12 protein-coding genes are annotated in these 15,522 nt (G+C 73.9%); 4 read left to right on the top strand and 8 right to left on the bottom strand.

Annotation, left to right across the window (positions count from 1 at the left end; genetic code table 11):
- Positions 1-17 precede the first annotated feature (17 nt).
- Entirely contained in the window at positions 18-1,397 is a 1,380-nt protein-coding gene (locus IEZ27_RS12080) for an MFS transporter (protein WP_189647250.1), read from the bottom strand.
- Positions 1,398-1,562: 165 nt separating this feature from the next.
- On the opposite strand from IEZ27_RS12080, the gene IEZ27_RS12075 reads away from it, so the two are divergent.
- Positions 1,563-2,243, top strand: coding sequence for a hypothetical protein (locus IEZ27_RS12075; protein ID WP_189647249.1), 681 nt, complete (start codon positions 1,563-1,565; stop codon positions 2,241-2,243).
- On the opposite strand, the gene IEZ27_RS12070 is transcribed toward IEZ27_RS12075, so the two are convergent.
- From IEZ27_RS12070 to IEZ27_RS12060, 3 genes are read right to left on the bottom strand one after another with little or no spacing between them, the layout of a single operon-like run.
- Positions 2,240-4,840 (bottom strand): LuxR C-terminal-related transcriptional regulator, encoded by a 2,601-nt coding sequence (locus IEZ27_RS12070; protein WP_189647248.1) that lies wholly within the window; start codon positions 4,838-4,840, stop codon positions 2,240-2,242. The genes IEZ27_RS12075 and IEZ27_RS12070 overlap by 4 nt on opposite strands.
- Positions 4,841-4,889: 49 nt before the next feature.
- Positions 4,890-5,051: a hypothetical protein gene (locus IEZ27_RS12065; RefSeq protein WP_185844989.1), complete on the bottom strand. Its 162-nt coding sequence runs from the start codon at positions 5,049-5,051 to the stop codon at positions 4,890-4,892.
- 35 nt (positions 5,052-5,086) lie between these two features.
- Entirely contained in the window at positions 5,087-8,284 is a 3,198-nt protein-coding gene (locus tag IEZ27_RS12060; RefSeq protein ID WP_189647247.1) for a BTAD domain-containing putative transcriptional regulator, read from the bottom strand.
- A 111-nt stretch (positions 8,285-8,395) separates the two neighbouring features.
- Here IEZ27_RS12060 and IEZ27_RS12055 point away from each other — a divergent pair, with 111 nt between their 5' ends.
- Positions 8,396-8,914, top strand: a complete 519-nt coding sequence (locus tag IEZ27_RS12055) for a universal stress protein (RefSeq protein WP_221762469.1) — start codon at positions 8,396-8,398, stop codon at positions 8,912-8,914.
- On the opposite strand, the gene pdxR is transcribed toward IEZ27_RS12055, so the two are convergent.
- Entirely contained in the window at positions 8,911-10,308 is a 1,398-nt protein-coding gene (pdxR, locus tag IEZ27_RS12050) for a MocR-like pyridoxine biosynthesis transcription factor PdxR (protein WP_229823933.1), read from the bottom strand. The two genes, IEZ27_RS12055 and pdxR, sit on opposite strands and share 4 nt — an antisense overlap.
- Before the next feature lie 73 nt (positions 10,309-10,381).
- On the opposite strand from pdxR, the gene IEZ27_RS12045 reads away from it, so the two are divergent.
- Together IEZ27_RS12045 and IEZ27_RS12040 are read left to right on the top strand one after the other, a co-directional pair.
- Positions 10,382-10,831: a carboxymuconolactone decarboxylase family protein gene (locus IEZ27_RS12045; protein WP_125640851.1), complete on the top strand. Its 450-nt coding sequence runs from the start codon at positions 10,382-10,384 to the stop codon at positions 10,829-10,831.
- On the top strand, positions 10,828-12,018 hold the full coding sequence (locus tag IEZ27_RS12040) for an MFS transporter (RefSeq protein ID WP_189647244.1): 1,191 nt from the start codon (positions 10,828-10,830) through the stop codon (positions 12,016-12,018). Before IEZ27_RS12045 ends, IEZ27_RS12040 begins: the two co-directional genes overlap by 4 nt.
- Here the strand turns inward: IEZ27_RS12040 and IEZ27_RS12035 are convergent.
- From IEZ27_RS12035 to IEZ27_RS12025, 3 genes are all read right to left on the bottom strand, one after another.
- A complete protein-coding gene (locus tag IEZ27_RS12035; protein WP_189647243.1) occupies positions 12,001-14,214 on the bottom strand; it encodes a heavy metal translocating P-type ATPase in 2,214 nt (737 codons plus the stop codon). The two genes, IEZ27_RS12040 and IEZ27_RS12035, sit on opposite strands and share 18 nt — an antisense overlap.
- 111 nt (positions 14,215-14,325) lie before the next feature.
- On the bottom strand, positions 14,326-15,312 hold the full coding sequence (locus IEZ27_RS12030; RefSeq protein WP_189647242.1) for a hypothetical protein: 987 nt from the start codon (positions 15,310-15,312) through the stop codon (positions 14,326-14,328).
- Positions 15,309-15,518, bottom strand: a complete 210-nt coding sequence (locus tag IEZ27_RS12025; RefSeq protein WP_189647241.1) for a heavy-metal-associated domain-containing protein — start codon at positions 15,516-15,518, stop codon at positions 15,309-15,311. The genes IEZ27_RS12030 and IEZ27_RS12025 overlap by 4 nt, the downstream gene beginning before the upstream one ends.
- Positions 15,519-15,522: the final 4 nt, after the last annotated feature.

Here is a 15,522-nt window from a genome sequence, read left to right as displayed (position 1 = left end):
CGGTACTACGGAGATGATCAGCGGTTCGGCTTCAACGACATCGCAGGGGCCGGGACGGCCCGCCGGGGACGCAGCGCCGAGTGTGCCAGCACGCCCAGCGCGCCCACGACGAGTACGAGCAGGGCGGCCCTGGTGGCCGCGTGCCAGCCGCCGTCGAGGGAGCCGAAGAAGATCGCGCCGGTGACCGTGCCGCCGAGCACGCCGCCGGTCTCCTGAACGGTCCCGAGCACCCCGGCCGCCGCGCCCGCGTGCTCCCGGCGTACGGAGGCCAGGACCGAGGACAGCAGCGGCGACATGACCAGGCCCATCCCCGCACCCGCCACCAGCAGCGCGAACGCCACGAGGTACGGCGAGTCCCCCGCGTGGTAGAGCAGCCCCAGCCCGAGCAGCAGCGCCAGCGGGCCGACCACGCGGGGGACGCGGGCCGAGCGCGGCGAGGCCAGGAAGAAGCCGAGGTTCAGCGCGGTGCACACCGCCCCGGCGGCGAGCGGGCCGAGGCCGAGGCCGTCCTGAAGGTACAGGGCGAGCACGAACGACAGGCCCGCCGAGGTGCCGAACAGCAGCGCGACCGCCGCCAGCCCGGCCGCGAACCCCTTCTCGCCGAACACCTCCAGATCCAGCAGCGGTTCGCGACCGGCCGCCGCCAGCCGGCGCTGCCGCCGTACGAACGCCGCCAGCGTGAGCGCCGCCCCGCCCAGGCACGGCCACGTCCACTGCGGCCAGCCCTCCGCACGCCCCTGGACCAGCGGCAGCACGACGCCCATCAGGCCCGCCGCGACCAGGGCCGCCCCCGCCAGGTCCAGCCCCGTACGCGCCCCGGCCCCCGGGACGCGGGGGACCAGCCGCCCGGTCAGAGCCAGCGCCGCCAGGCCGATCGGCACGTTGACCAGGAAACAGGCTCGCCAGCCGAGGCCCAGGGGATCGGCGGCCACCAGCAGCCCGCCCACCACCTGGCCGCTTATCCCGGCCAGGCCCACGACCGTGCCGTACCAGCCGAAAGCCCTCGCCCGGTCCGCGCCCGGGAACAGTGCCCCGATCAGCGTGAGGACCTGCGGCGCGAGCAGCGCCGCCGCGGCGCCCTGCGCGACCCGGGCGAGCACCAGGGTGGTGGCGTCCGGCGCGCCGCCGCAGGCGGCCGAGGCGAGCGTGAACAGGGCCAGCCCGGCGGTGAAGAGCCGGCGCGGGCCGTGGAGATCGCCGAGCCGCCCCGAGACGATCAGGCCCGCCGCGTACGCCAGCCCGTATCCGGCGATCACGAACTGGATCGCCGCGTCGCCGGGCCGCAGGTCGGCGCGGATCGAGGGCACGGCCACGTTCGCGACGAAGAAGTCGAGCGTGGTCATGAACACCGCGACCAGCACGACGGGCAGGGCCGCCCAGCGAGGACGGAGGGACATGGGGGACTCCAGGGGAGGGAGGAACCGGGCGGTGGGAGAACACCGGCGGACGCCGGACGGTTGAGCCCACCCTGGAGCCGGGTGATTATGGTTTCCTGCTGATCGACCACGGAATCAGCGACATAATGACGCTCAATGCCGAAATTTCGGGACCTGTTGGAGTTTGTGGCTGCGGTCGCTCCCGTCATCGACGCGGCCCACGTCAACGTGCACGCCGCCGCCCGCGGAGCCGTCCTGGACCTGGCCGGACGCACCGGCCTGACCCCCGGCCTGCTCGACGACCTGCGTTACGTGCTCCCCTTGCGCCCGGTGACCCCGGCCGCGCTCGCCGCCGTCCACCGGTACGGCGACGTCACCGAAAACGTCGAGACCCACCTGCGCGAAGGCGCCCTGGTCCGGGACGCCGACGGGACCCTGCGGCCGACGTCCGCGGGCCTGGCCTTCATCGACGCCCTGTACGCCCTGCACGCCGAGGCGGCCGGCCGCGTCTGGGCGGGCCACGACGTGACCGGTCTCGCCGCGTCCGTGGGCGCGGTGCTCGACCGGGCCGTACGGGTGCCCGGCGGCGCGCTGGAGGTGATGGCCCCGCCGTACGAGCCGGTCGCCGCCCCGGCCGGTCTGCTGCTGTTCAACCGGCTCGCCGCGCTGCGTCACCATCGCGCGGACGCCCATGCCGAGTCCTGGCGCGCGGCCGGGCTGACCGCGGCCGGGATCATCGGGCTCAAGGACCCGTCGAGGCGGGCCGCCATCGAGGCGGACACGAACCGGCGGGCCGCCGAGCCGTACCGGGCCATGACGGACGGCGACCGCCAGGCCCTGTACGACGGCCTTCTCGCCCTCGTCTAGAGGGCCGCCAACAGCCGTCCCACCTGTGTACGGTCGTTGACCCCCAGTTTCTCGTAGGCCGCCTGGAGATGGTTGGCCGCCGTACGGGTGGACAGCGTCAGCCGGTCGGCGATCTGCCGGTTCGTCAGCCCGGCGGCGGCCAGCTTGACGATCTCCCGCTGGCGCGGCGTGAGCTCCGGCGTGGCCAGCTCGACCAGCGCGGGCGTCGAGACGCCCGGACACCGCTTGGCCAGCGCCCACGCCCTGGTCTGCGCCCCCTTGGCCAGCGTGCCCCGGCCCGCGCGGCGGTGGGCCGCCGACTCCTGGGCGAGGGCCTCGGCGGCGTACAGGATCAGGCCGAGCCGTTCGAACTCGGCGGCGACGGCCCGCAGCTCGGCGGGGTCGCCGGCGGCACGGGCGTGCCGGGCGGCCAGCGCGGCCAGCGGGCCGTCCACCCGTTCGGCCAGCGCGGTCAGGCGCCGGGCCGCCAGGGCGGGCGCGCCCAGCCGCACCAGGTCGTGCAGCGCGAACATCAGGTGCCCGAACTGCTCGTGCCGCTCGGCCAGACCGGCGGCCGACAGGCACAGGCGTACGGCCTCGTCCAGGTCGCCCGCCGAGGCCGCCACCCAGACCGCGGCCCGCAAGACCGGCTGCCTGGTGAAGGCCCAGCGCGAGGCCAGCTCCTCGGCCTCGGCCAGCGCGGCCCGCGCCGCCCCGGTCTCGCCCAGCAACGCCCGCGCGTGGGCCAGCTCGGCCAGGCACCGCCCCAGGTACGGCGTACGCGCGGGCAACCGGGCCGCCTCCTCCCTGGCCCAGCGGGCCGCGCCGGCCGCGTCGCCGCGCAGCCCGCCGACCACCGCCAGGTACGCCCCGAACCCCGACACCGACAGCTCGGCCACCGTCAGTGCCATGCCCTCGGCGGCCGTCCGCGCCGCGGCGTCCAGCCGGCCGGAGAACACCTGCGCGGCGCAGCGCGCGTCCAGCAGCGTCGGCAGCGCGTGCGGGGCGTCGTCCTCCCAGTCGTCCTTGCCCGCCAGCGCCCGCTCGACCACGGCCAGGCAGCGTCTGGTACGGCCCGAGTAGGCCTCGATCCACGCCTCCAGCCCGGCCGCGTGCGCCGCACCCCGTACGGTCATCGGCGCGTACGCGCGCGCCCGAGCCAGCGAGCCCGCCGCCCCGGCCAGCCGACCGGCGAAGAAGTCCGCGACGCCCCGGTAGATGTGCCTCTCCTGTCGTAAGGCCGGATCCGTCAGCGTCTCGTCGGTCATGTCGAGCACCCGGCACGCCTCGGCGTCCGCGCCCGCCCAGGCGAGGTTGAGGCCCAGGCTGAAGGCGTGCTGGGCGCGTTCGTCCTCGGTGACCGCGTTCCTGGCCGCCTGCCGCAGCGCCGCCAGGGCCGCGTCCGCGTCGCCCAGGACCATCAGCACCTGGCCGAGCAGCGCGACCGCCGCCACGCCCGCGCCCGCCTCGATCGCGGCCCTGGCCAGCCGCTCGGCCAGCCGCGGATCGCGCCTGGCCCAGGCCAGGTTCGCGGCCGACAACAACATCCCGGGCGCCGCCGCCGAGCCGCTGTCCAGCCGCCACACGGCCGCGCGCAGCTCGTCCTCGCGCCGCCGCAGGCCGCGGGTCTCCAGCGCCTCGGCCAGTGTCCGCAGCCGCCGCCTGGCCCGCAGGGTGCCGCAGTCGCCGCGGACCACCTCGCCGTACAGGGGGTGGCCGAGCCGTACCTGCTCCCGGCGGCCGTCGCCGGCGACCGTGACCAGGCCGCGGGCCTCGACCCGCTCGACCGCGCCCGCCGAGGTCAGCGCGACCAGCAGCTCGGCGCCCACCGGCTCGCCGAACGCCACCAGCTCCAGCACCTCGCGCTCGTCCTGGTCCAGGTGCCCGATCCGGGCGCCGACCAGCTCGCGCAGCCGGGTCGTCATCGACAGCTCGCCCTGCCAGCGCCACTCGCCGCCGCTCTCGGCCAGGCAGCCGGACGTGCGTCCGGCGTGCACGACCTCGCGCAGGTAGAGCACGTTCCCGCCGGTGACGGCCGCCAGATGCCGTACGGTCCCGGCCGCCACCTCCCCGCCGAGCGCGCCCGCCAGCACCTGGCCGACCTCGTCGCGGCCGAGCGGCGGCAGCTCGACCCTGGTCAGCAGCTCGTCCTTCCACAGCGCGGCCACCGGCGCCGGCAGCGGCCCGCCCGTACACACCGTGACCAGCACCCTGGCCTCCCCACCGGCGGCCAGGTAGTGCACCAGCGCCGCCGACGCCGGGTCGAGCCGGTGCGCGTCGTCCACGCTCACCAGCAGTTCTCCCTTTCCTCCGCCGCTTCCTCCGCCGCGAAGGTGCCGCGCCGCCCACCGCAGCAGGTTCTCGCCCGCGTGCGGCGGGCCCGTCAGTACGTGGGCGAACGCCCCGAACGGGATCATCGACGCGGTCTCGGTGCCCAGCACCCGTACGACCTCGTACCCGTCGAGCCCGGCCAGCGCCTGTGCCGCCAGCCTGCTCTTGCCGACCCCCGCCTCACCGGCGATCATCGCGCCTGCTCCCGACCGCAGCGCCTCGCGCACGGTCGCGATCGACCCCCCTCGCCCGACGAACGGCCATCCGCTCCCCAGCTGCTCGCTCATCGTGCCTCCTCTCACCACAGATGGTGGCGAGGGGAGGTTCGCGCGAGGTTCAGGCGGGATCGCGGTTCAGGCCGGCCGCGTTCAGCAACAGGGTGATCACGGCGTCGGCCCCGCTGAACGGCACCGGCTCGCCCCCCACCTCTTCGAGCAGCCCGCGGAGCTGGCCGCCGGATTGCTCGGGCTCGACCAGCCGTACGATGACCGTCCTCATCGCAGCACCATCCCCCCGGATGGTTCAGGTCTGGTTCAGGTGGGGTAGGGCGCGGGCTCGACCTCCAGCTCCCGCATGCGCTCGGCGTAGAGGTGGTAGCGCCGGCGGGCGTCGCCGCGCCGGCCCGCCAGGTCGAGCACGCGTACCAGGCCCAGGTGGGCGCGCTCGTCGTAGCCGTCGCGCTCCAGCAGGCGCAGCCAGTAGCGGGCGGCCTCGTCGTAGCGTCGCTCGCGGGTGCGCGCCGCGGCCAGCCGGGCGGACGCCTGCACGTAGGCCAGCCTCGCCTGTTCGCGCAGGCCCACGGCCCAGTCGGCGTAGGGGTCCTCCTCGCAGAACTCGCCGCCGTACGCGCCCTCCGCCGCCGTCCACCGCTCCAGCGCCTCGGCCGCGCGGCCCGCCTGCTCCAGCCGTACGGCCTCGGCCGCCAGGTCGAGGAAGCGCTCCACGTCGACGTCGGCGTGGGCCAGGTCCAGGCGCAGCGCGCCCTCCTCGGAGACCACGACGTCGTCCGGAGGCCGTTCGCGGGCCGGGTCGAGCACCGCGCGCAGCGTGGAGACCATGACGTTGAGCCGCCGCAGCCCGACCGTGTCGTCCTGCTGCTCGGGCCACAGGATCTCCACCAGCCGTTCCCTGCTGATCGCCCCGCCCCGGCGGCTGACCAGGATCTTCAGCAGGTCGCGGGCCTTGCGCGACTGCCAGGCCGTACGCGGGACCGGCACCGCCCCCCGCAGCACCCGGAACGTTCCCATGGTCTCGATCACCACTGCCGCCCCCGGTACGGGCGCCGCGCGGGCGATCAGCTCGTCGATCCGGTCGTCGAGCGCCCGGCAGCCGATCGCGTGCATCCGCTCGCGCACCCGTACGGCCGCCTCGCCGCCGTTCGCCGGGTCGGACAGGGCCGCGCGTACCAGCTCGGCCCTGGCCAGCCCGATCGGGTCGCCGAGCGCCGCCCACCTGCGCACCGCCTCGTCGGCCCGCGCGGGATCGCCGTCGAGCCGGGCGCGCAGCTCGCAGATCACGGCCTGGGCCGCGTGGTCCCGGCGTTCGACGGCGACGGGCTCGGTCGCGTCGAGCAGCCGGGCGGCCTCCTCGCGGCGGCCCCCGGCCAGGGCCACGTGCGCCGCGGCCACCCGCGCGGCGACGCCCGCGATGCCGTCGGCGTGCGCCAGCGCCTGCCGGGCCACCTCGCCGGCCTCCTCAGGGTCCTCCTCGGCGAGCAGTCCGGCCAGCGCGTTGAGCGCGTTGGACAGGGTCTGCACCTCGCCCAGCGGGCCGGTCTCGGCGATCACCCGGCGGTAGGTCGCCGCGGCCTGCCCGCGTTCGCCGCGCAGCTCGTGGATCTCGCCCAGCCTGACCAGGCCGACGCTGACCAGCCGCGAGCCCATCGCCTCCCACCTGGCCACCGCGTCTGCCGCGTCGATCGCGGCCTCCTCCAGCCGGCCGAGCCCGACGAGGGCCTTGGCCCGGTTGGCGACGTTGAGCGCGGCGTAGGGCGCGAACGACACCAGGTCGCACAGCCGGCTCGCGGCCTCCGTCTCGGCCAGCGCCTCGGCGTAGGCGCCCTCGTCGAGATGGCGGGAGGCCCGGTTGGCCCGGATCCTGATGAGCTGGACGATGTCGCCGGCGCGTTCGGCGTACTCAAGGGCGCGCAGGTAGTGGGCGTCGTTGGCGCGGCGGTCGCCGTCGAGCGCGGCGAGCATGGCCAGCACCGTGTTGGCCATCGCCAGCGCGCCGGGGTCGCCCAGCAGGCCGGCCTGCTCCAGCGCCCGGTCGGCCAGCTCGGCACAGCCCGTACGGTCGCCCTTCAGCCACAGGACCGAGGCCATGGAGGCGGCGCACATGGCGGCGTCGGCCGGCGGCGAGCCGTACGCGTGGCCCCTGGCGTACGCCGCCATGGCCGCGTCGAGGTCGCCGCGCAGGTGGTCGATGAAACCGAGCCGCCTGGCCAGGAACGCGTCGAAGGCGGGACCGGCGGCGGCCTGAGCCAGCAGCTCGCGGGCACGGGTCCAGTGGCCGCGGTTGAGCTCGGCGATGCCCGCGAGCCTGAGCATCGGGGGAGAGCTCCGGGCGGGCTCGGGCAGCAGGTCGAGCGCCGCGATCACGTCGCCGCGCTCGGCCAGGCGGGGGCCGTGGGAGTTGAGCAGCGACGCGGCGAGGTCCGGATGGGCGGTCGCGACGGCGGCGCGCAGGGCCAGCTCGGGCTGGTCGTGCTCGACGTACCAGCGGGCGGCTACGGCGGCCACGTCGTGGGCCTCGTGCCGGTCGAGCGGGGCGTGCCGGGTGAGGACGTGCCTGCTGGTCGAGGTCAGCCGGTGGCCGTCCTGGTCGGCCTCGACGAACAGGCCGCGGCTGATCAGGGCGGGGAGCGTGTCGGGCGGCGCGCCGAGCGTGGCGGACAGGCCGGAGGTCAGCACCGGCAGGACGGTCGCCGCGCGCAGCAGCTCGCGCATGCCCTGCGGCAGGTCCTTGAACGCGGCGAGCGTCAGGTGTTCGAGCGTGGCCGACCCGGCGGTCAGGCTCGCCGCGGTGCGCGGCCAGCTCGCCGGCTCCTCCCTGGCCAGCGTGTCGAGTGCGGCCTGGACGGCGGCGGGCCAGCCCGCGCACGCCTCGTGCAGCCTGGCGGCGATGCCCGCGCCCTGCTCGCCCAGCCGCTCGCGAGCCCAGGCGGCGGTCTCGGCGGGGGTGAGCGCCAGGTCGGTGGCGTCGAGGTCGAGCACCTCGTGGTCCTGGCGCAGCCGGGCCGTCGGGAACGGCAGCGGCGCCCGCGAGGCGGTGACCAGATGCAGGTGGCGGGGCGAGGCGCGGACCAGCGTCTCCACGTAACGCACCGAGCCCGGCGCGCCGGCGATCGCGTCGACGCCGTCGAAGATCAGCGCCAGCCCTCTGGCCAGCCGCCGGGCCAGCGACTCGGCCAGCGCGCCCGCCAGCGCGGCGGCCCTGGACAGCTCGTCGGCGTCGGGGCCGAGCGGCGCCCCGGCCGCGGCCAGCAGGTCGGCGGGCAGCCCCGGCACGGCCTCGGCCAGCGCCGACGCCACCGATCCCGCCAACGTCGGCAGGTCGCGGTCGGCGGGCCCGAGCAGGTGCAGCACCGCGCCGACGGCGTGGCTCCAACCGGCGAGCGCGATCGACTTCCCGTAGCCTGTAGAGGCCACGAGCGTGGTGAGCCTGTGCGTAAGCGCCCCGTCGAGCCGCCGGTCGAGGGCGGGACGGGGTTGCACCCACCCTCGTTCCACCCCCGCATGCTACGCCCGGGCTCGCGGGGGACTCCAGAGTTCGCAAAGTGCCACCTCCCGGTAACTCGCCGGTTGGCGCACTATGGTCGTACTTCATTTCCAGGAGGCACCGTGGAACAGGATCTGCCTGGCGGTGTGAGGCTGATCGTGGGGGTGGACGAGTCCCCGGCCTCGCGCTGGGCACTCGCCTGGGCCATCGGCGCGGCCAGGCTGCACCGGATGGCTCTGGTGGCCGTTCACGTCAGTCGTGCACCCGTCCATCCCTTTCCCGAGGCGCTGCCCGTGCAGCACGCGATCCGGCAGGGCGAGGAGAGCCGCTGCGCGGAGGTGATCGCGGGCGTGTTCGAGGACGTCGCAGGGGGCGTGCCCGACGATCTGCGCGTGGCGAGCGTCAGCAAGGTCGGCGATCCCGGCTACCACCTCGTCGATCTGGCGCGGGAGGGTGACCTGCTGGTGCTCGGGCGGGGCAGGCGCGGGATGCTCAGCCGGATCCTGCTGCCCTCCACCAGCATGTACTGCGCCCGCCACGCCAAGACGACGGTCGTCATCGTGCAGCAACCCTCGCCGCCGGACGATCCGGAGTTGTCGGGGGAGCGGGCGCGTCGGTTCTGGAGCCGCCGGCACTTCTAGGCCGGCTTCAGTGAGGCTGTCTCCAGTGAGGCCGGCTTCAGTGAGTCGGTGAGCAGGCGCAGGCCGGGGCGGAGGTCGTGCGGCCCGATGGCGCCGTAGCCCAGGACCAGGCCGGGTTGTGCCGGGGTCTCGCCGCAATAGGCGTCGAGCTGCTCGACGGCCAGGTCCGGCGCCGGACGTACGGACACGCCCGGCGCGAAGAGGGCGCACACGTGCAGGCCCGCGGCGGACGGGATCAGGCGCAGGCGGTCCTCCCCGGCCAGCGTCTCGGCGATCAGGGCGTGCCGGGCGGCGTACTCGCGGGTCGCCTTCCTGATGTGCCGGGCCAGCAGGCCCTCGTCGATGAAGCGGGCCAGGGCGGCCTGTGTGGGCACGTCGCCGTGCCAGTCGGAGAGCTGCCTGGCCGCGCGCAGGGCCGGGCCGAGCGAGGCGGGGGCGACGAGGAAGCCCAGTCTGAGCATCGGGAGCAGGGTCTTGGAGAACGAGCCCACGTAGATCACGCGGCCCGCGCGGTCGAGGCTCTGCAGGGGTTCGAGCGGACGTTCGCCGAAGCGGAACTCGCTGTCGTAGTCGTCCTCGATCACCACGGCGGCCCGGCGTTCCGCCCAGGCGAGCAGGGCGGCGCGGCGGGCCAGCGACATGGGCGTGCCCAGCGGGAACTGGTGCGAGGGCGTGACGTAGACGAGGCTCGCCGCGCGGGGGATGGCAGAGACGTCCAGGCCTTCGGCGTCCACGGGCACGCCGACGACGCGGGCGCCGAGCGAGCGGAACAGCCGGCGGGCGGGCGGATAGCCGGGCTCCTCGACGGCGACGGTCGTGCCGGGCTCGATCAGGACGCGGCCGACGAGGTCGAGGGCCTGCTGCGCGCCGTTGGTGATCAGTACGTCGTCCGGCCCGGCATGGACAGACCGGCTGATCCCGATATGACGCGAAATAGCGTCACGTAGAGGTCCATAGCCTGACGGGTCGTCGTACGTCGCCAGGCCGACCCGCAGCTCCCTCGCCACCAGCCTGCGCCACGTCTCCATCGGGAACAGCCGCGCGTCCGGTACGCCGACGCGGAAGTCGTACCGGGCAGGCGCCACGTTCGCGGCCGCGCCGAGCTCCCGCCAGAACGCCCGCGGCCTGACCACTCCCTTGGGTGCGGCCCGGCCGCGTACCGGCTCGGCCGACACGAACGTGCCCGCCCCCGCCCTGCCGATCAGGAAGCCGTCGGCCACCAGCCGGTCGTAGGCGACCGCCACCGTGTTCCTGGAGATCTCCAGGCGGCGGGCCAGCTCCCGCGTCGGCGGCAGCCGCTCGCCCGACCGCAGCCGGCCGTCGAGTATGGCGTCGAGCAGTTGGCGGTAGACCTGTGCGGCCAGGTCACCGCGGCCTTCGAGGCTGATGTGCACGTCCAATTTGGCCCAATCAACTTGCCGGAAATTGGAGCTTATATCGGGACAAGAGGGCGGACAAAATGGGTGCATGACCGAACGTATGGAACTCGGAACGCTGGCCGGCGAGGCGTACAAGGCGATGGGCGGCCTGGACAGGTTCGTGGCCCACAGCACGCTCCCCAAGCCCCTCCTCGAACTCGTCCGGCTGCGCGCCAGCCAGATCAACGGCTGCGTCTACTGCGTGGACATGCACAGCTCCGACGCCAAGCAGGCGGGGGAGAGCGACGCCAGGCTGCACGCCGTCGCCGTCTGGCGCGAGGCCCCCTTCTTCACCGACCAGGAACGCGCCGCCCTGGCCTTCACCGAGGCCGCCACCCGGCTGTCCACCGACGACGTCACCGACGAGGTCTGGGCCGGGGCCGCCGCGCACTTCGACGAGCCGCAACTCGCCGCGCTGGTCGTGGCCGTGGCCACCATCAACGCCTGGAACCGGATGGGCGTCGCCACCCGGATGACCCCAGAGTCCTACAAAGCGTGAGAACCGAGCGCGTCCCGCAGGGCGTCAGGAGCCAGCGCGTCCTCGCCGCCGCGCAGCTCGCCAACGCCGTCGGCGACGGCGCCTATCTGGTCACCTCGGCGCTCTACTTCGCGAATGTCGTGGGCCTGTCGGCCACCGAGATCGGCCTCGGCCTCACGCTGGGCTGGGCCGTCGGCTCGGTGGCCGGGGTCCCGCTCGGCCACCTGGCCGACCGGCGCGGGCCGCGCGGCGTGGCGGTGCTGCTCGCGCTCACCACCGCGCTGGCGGCCGCCTCGTTCGTGTTCGTCCGCTCGTACGCGCTGTTCGTGCTGGTCGCCTGCCTGTACGGCACGGCGCAGACCGGCCTGTCGGCGGCTCGCCAGGCGTTGCTGGCCGGGTTGATCGAACCGGCCCGCCGTACGGTCGTCCGGGCCGTCTTGCAGTCCACGCTCAACGGCGGCCTGGCCGTCGGGGCCGCGCTGGGCGGCGTCGCGCTGACCGTCGGCACACGCGCCGGATACGTCGCGGTGTTCGTGCTCGACGCCCTGAGCTTCCTGGTCGCCGCGCTGGTGCTGCTCACGCTGCCCGCCGTACGGCCCGCGCCCGCCGCGCCGGGCCCCCGGCTGGCCGTGCTCAGGGACCGGCCGTACGCGCTGGTCACGCTGATCAACGCGGTCATGCTCTTCTACATGCCGCTGCTCAGCCTCGTGGTGCCATTGTGGATCGCGCAACGCACGTCCGCGCCCACGTGGATGATCTCCGTGCTGCTCGTGCTCAACACCGGCAGCGTGCTGCTCTTCCAGGTCCGCGTCGCCCGCCGGGTACGCGACCTGCGGGACGCCTCCTCGGCCGTCCGCAAGGCGGGTCTCGTGATGCTCGCCGCCTGCGCGGTGTTCGCCCTCAGCCCGTACGGCTGGGTCTTCCTGATCGCGGCGGGTTGTCTACAGGTCGCGGGGGAGATGTTGCTGGCCGCGGGCGCCTGGGAGATCGGCTTCGGGCTGGCCCCCGACGACAGGCAGGGCCAGTACCAGGGCTTCTTCGGCACCGGCACGGCCGTCGCGAGGATGCTCGGCCCGGTGGTGCTCACCACGCTCGTGCTCGACGGCGGCGCCGTGGGCTGGCTGCTGCTCGGCCTGACGTTCATGACGGCCGGCGCCGCCATGGCACCGGCCGTCAGATGGGCCGAACGATCACTTGAAGCGGCGTAGCCGCAGGCTGTTGCTGACCACGAACACGCTGGAGAAGGCCATCGCCGCCCCCGCGATCATCGGGTTGAGCAGGCCGAGCGCGGCCAGCGGGAGAGCGGCCACGTTGTAGGCGAAGGCCCAGAACAGGTTGCCCTTGATCGTGCCGAGCGTCCTGCGGGAGAGCCTGATCGCGTCGGCCGCCACCAGCAGGTCGCCCCTGACCAGGGTCAGGTCCGACGCCTCGATCGCGGCGTCCGTTCCGGTGCCCATCGCCAGCCCCAGGTCCGCCTGGGCGAGCGCGGCCGCGTCGTTGACACCGTCGCCGACCATGGCCACGACCTTGCCCTCGGACTGGAGCCGCTTGACCACGTCCACCTTGTCCGCGGGCAGCACCTCGGCGATCACCTCGTCGATGCCGACCTCGTCCGCGACCTGGCGGGCGACGGCCTCGTTGTCGCCGGTCAGCAGGACCGGGGTCAGACCGAGCGTACGCAGCCTGCGGATGGCCTCCGCGCTCGTCTCCTTGACCACGTCGGACACCACCAGCAGCGCCCTGGCCTTGCCGTCCCAGCCGACCGCGACCACCGTACGGCCCTTGGCCTGCTCCTCCTCAAGGGTGGCCACCAGGCCGGCGGGCAGGTGCTGCGACCACTCGGCCAGCAGCCTCGGGCGGCCGACGAGGACCGCGTGCCCGTCCACGATGCCCTGCACGCCGAGGCCCTCGATGTTGGCGAAGTCCTCCACCGTCGCGTCGGACTTCGCCGCCCTGGCGACGGCCTGGGCGATCGGATGCTCGGAGGCGTGCTCGATGGCCCCGGCCAGCCGCAGCACCTCCTCGCGGCTCTCCCCCTCGGCCAGGTGCACACCGGCCAGCGTCATGCGTCCCTCGGTGACCGTGCCGGTCTTGTCCAGGACGATGGTGTCGATGCGGCGGGTGGACTCCAGCACCTCCGGGCCCTTGATCAGGATGCCGAGCTGGGCTCCCCGGCCCGTACCGACCAGCAGCGCCGTGGGCGTGGCCAGGCCGAGCGCGCACGGGCAGGCGATGATCAGCACCGCCACCGCGGCGGTGAACGCAGCCCCCGCGCCGTTCCCCGTGCCGAGCCAGAAGCCCAGCGTGCCCAGCGCCAGCGCGATCACGATCGGGACGAAGACGCCCGAGATCCGGTCGGCCAGCCGCTGCACCTCGGCCTTGCCCGTCTGGGCCTCCTCCACCAGCTTGGCCATCTGCGCGAGCTGCGTGTCCGAGCCCACCCGCGTGGCCCGGACGACCAGCCGGCCCCCCGCGTTCACGGTCGCGCCGGTCACCGCGTCGCCCGGCCGCACCTCCACCGGCACGGACTCCCCGGTCAGCATCGAGGCGTCCACCGCGGAGGTGCCCTCCTCGATCACGCCGTCCGTGGCGACCTTCTCACCCGGCCGCACGATGAACGTGTCGCCCGCCTTGAGCTGCTCGACCGGCACCCGCCGCCCGTCGGCCAGCTCGACGTCCTTGGCGCCCAGCTCCATCAGGGCCCGCAGCGCGGCTCCCGCCCGCCGCTTGGAACGCGACTCGAAGTACCGCCCGGCCAGGATGAACGCCGTCACCCCCGCCGCGGCCTCCAGGTAGATGTTGCCCGAGCCGTCGGTGCGCTCGATGGTCAGCTCGAACGGGTGCGTCATGCCCGGCGTGTCCGCCGTGCCGAAGAACAGCGCCCACAGCGACCAGCCGAGCGCGGCCAGCGTGCCGATGGAGATCAGGGTGTCCATGGTGGCGGCGCCGTGACGCAGGTTCGTCCACGCGGCCTTGTGGAAGGGCCAGCCGGCGTACACCACGACCGGGGCGGCCAGCACCAGCGACAACCACTGCCAGTTCGTGAACTGCAGCGCCGGGACCATCGCCATCGCGATCACCGGCACGCTCAGCGCGACCGAGGCGATCAGCCGGTCGCGCAGCGGACGCAGCTCGTCGGTGGGCTCGGCCTGCTCCTCCTGCCCCTCCTGCTTCTTGGCGACGGGGAGCGCGGCGCTGTACCCGGCCTTCTCCACCTCGCTGATCAGCGCCTGCGGGTCCAGCCCGTCCGGAAAGGTGACCTTCGCCTTCTCCGTCGCGTAGTTGACCGTCGCGGTCACGCCCTCAAGCTTGTTCAGCTTGCGCTCGATGCGGTTGGCGCAGGACGCGCACGTCATGCCGCCGATCGTGAGTTCGACAGCTTTCTCCTCGGTGAGGGAAGACATCACCTCTCCTTTCTCATCGTCTCAGTGTCTTGGGGGTTCGGCGTCTTGGGGTTTCGGTGTTCTCGGCGTTCTGATGTCTTCGGCGTTTTGGTGTCTCAGTGGCTCAGCGGCTCAGTGGCCGTGCGGGGCTGACGGCTCCGCGGTGGTCGCGCCGCCCTGGGCGGCGCGCACGGTGAAGTCCGCCGTACGGACCTCGTCCCCGTGCTTGAAGTCGAGGAACAGCCGGTAGTCGCCGACGCTCGGCACCTCGGCGTAGAAGGTGATCTGCGGCCCGGCCTTGTCGCTCTGCTCCGGGTGTACGTGCAGGTAGGCCAGATCGCCGGCGCGAAGGGCGACCAGGTGACCGAACGCGCCCAGGTAGGGCTGCAGATCGGTGACCGGCTCGCCGTCCTTGCTCACCGAGAGGGTGAGCTTGCTCGCCTGCCCCGGGACCAGCTCTCCGTCGAGGCTCACAGTGTAGTCGCCGACCTTCGAGGCCCGGCTCGCCTCGGGCAGCGGCTTCGGCCGGTAGTCGCCCGCGGCCTGCAGGTCGGCGCCGAGCGTCAGCTTCTCGCCGCCCGTCGGCGCGAAGTCGGCAAATGCCCGGTACGCCCCCGCCTCCGGCAACGTCAGCCCGACCGACCAGATGCCGTCGGGCGTCATCTCCGGGTGCACGTGCAGGAAGGTCGTGAGGTCACGGGAGACCACGATGAAGTGCAGCTTCTTGTCGTGCTCGACCTGGTAGTCGGTCACCGGACGGCCGCTCGGCCCGGTTACCGTGAAACGGAAGTCGGTGGTCTTGCCGGTCTCGATCGGGGTCAACGGGTTGAGGGTGTATCCGTTCTGCGACACTTGTAGCCCCCCAGGGGTATCACTGATCTCGCTGGTATTGCTGGTCTCACTGGTAGTGCTGGTACTGCCGGTCTTGCCGGCCTCGTCGGACGTCTGCTTCGGCGTGTCCTGCCCGTCGCCGTGCTCCTGGCTCTCGGCCATGGCCGCGTGGCTCTCCTTCGGCGGCTCCTGGCCCACCGGGCCGACCGCTCGGCCCACGCCCAGGGCCCCGCCGAAGACGACGGCGAGCCCCAGGACGTAGGAGCCGAGTTTGGCCGCCGTGTTCACTGGTTCGCCACCTCGTACCCGGCCTCCTCGACCGCGGCGGCGATCTGGGCGGCGTCGACCTCGTTGTCGCTGGTCACCGTCAGAAGGCCGCTGGCCAGGTCGACGTCGACGCCGGTGACACCCGCGACGCCGCCGACCTCCTCCTTGACCGAGCTGACGCAGTGGCCGCAGGTCATGCCCTTGACGGTGTAGGTGGCGGTGCTCATGTCA

This window comes from Nonomuraea spiralis, assembly GCF_014648435.1.
In the GTDB taxonomy this organism is placed as follows: Bacteria; Actinomycetota; Actinomycetes; order Streptosporangiales; family Streptosporangiaceae; genus Nonomuraea; species Nonomuraea spiralis.
Note: the sequence above shows the minus strand (reverse complement) of the source record. Positions and strands in the feature narration are given on the sequence as shown.

Excerpts from the sequence above, each read along its gene's own strand:
- IEZ27_RS12080 (WP_189647250.1), bottom strand. The coding sequence starts at position 1,397 with ATGTCCCTCCGTCCTCGCTGGGCGGCCCTGCCCGTCGTGCTGGTCGCG.
- IEZ27_RS12035 (WP_189647243.1), bottom strand. The coding sequence starts at position 14,214 with ATGTCTTCCCTCACCGAGGAGAAAGCTGTCGAACTCACGATCGGCGGC.
- IEZ27_RS12070 (WP_189647248.1), bottom strand. The coding sequence starts at position 4,840 with ATGAGCGAGCAGCTGGGGAGCGGATGGCCGTTCGTCGGGCGAGGGGGG.
- IEZ27_RS12065 (WP_185844989.1), bottom strand. The coding sequence starts at position 5,051 with ATGAGGACGGTCATCGTACGGCTGGTCGAGCCCGAGCAATCCGGCGGC.
- IEZ27_RS12045 (WP_125640851.1), top strand. The coding sequence starts at position 10,382 with ATGACCGAACGTATGGAACTCGGAACGCTGGCCGGCGAGGCGTACAAG.
- IEZ27_RS12025 (WP_189647241.1), bottom strand. The coding sequence starts at position 15,518 with ATGAGCACCGCCACCTACACCGTCAAGGGCATGACCTGCGGCCACTGC.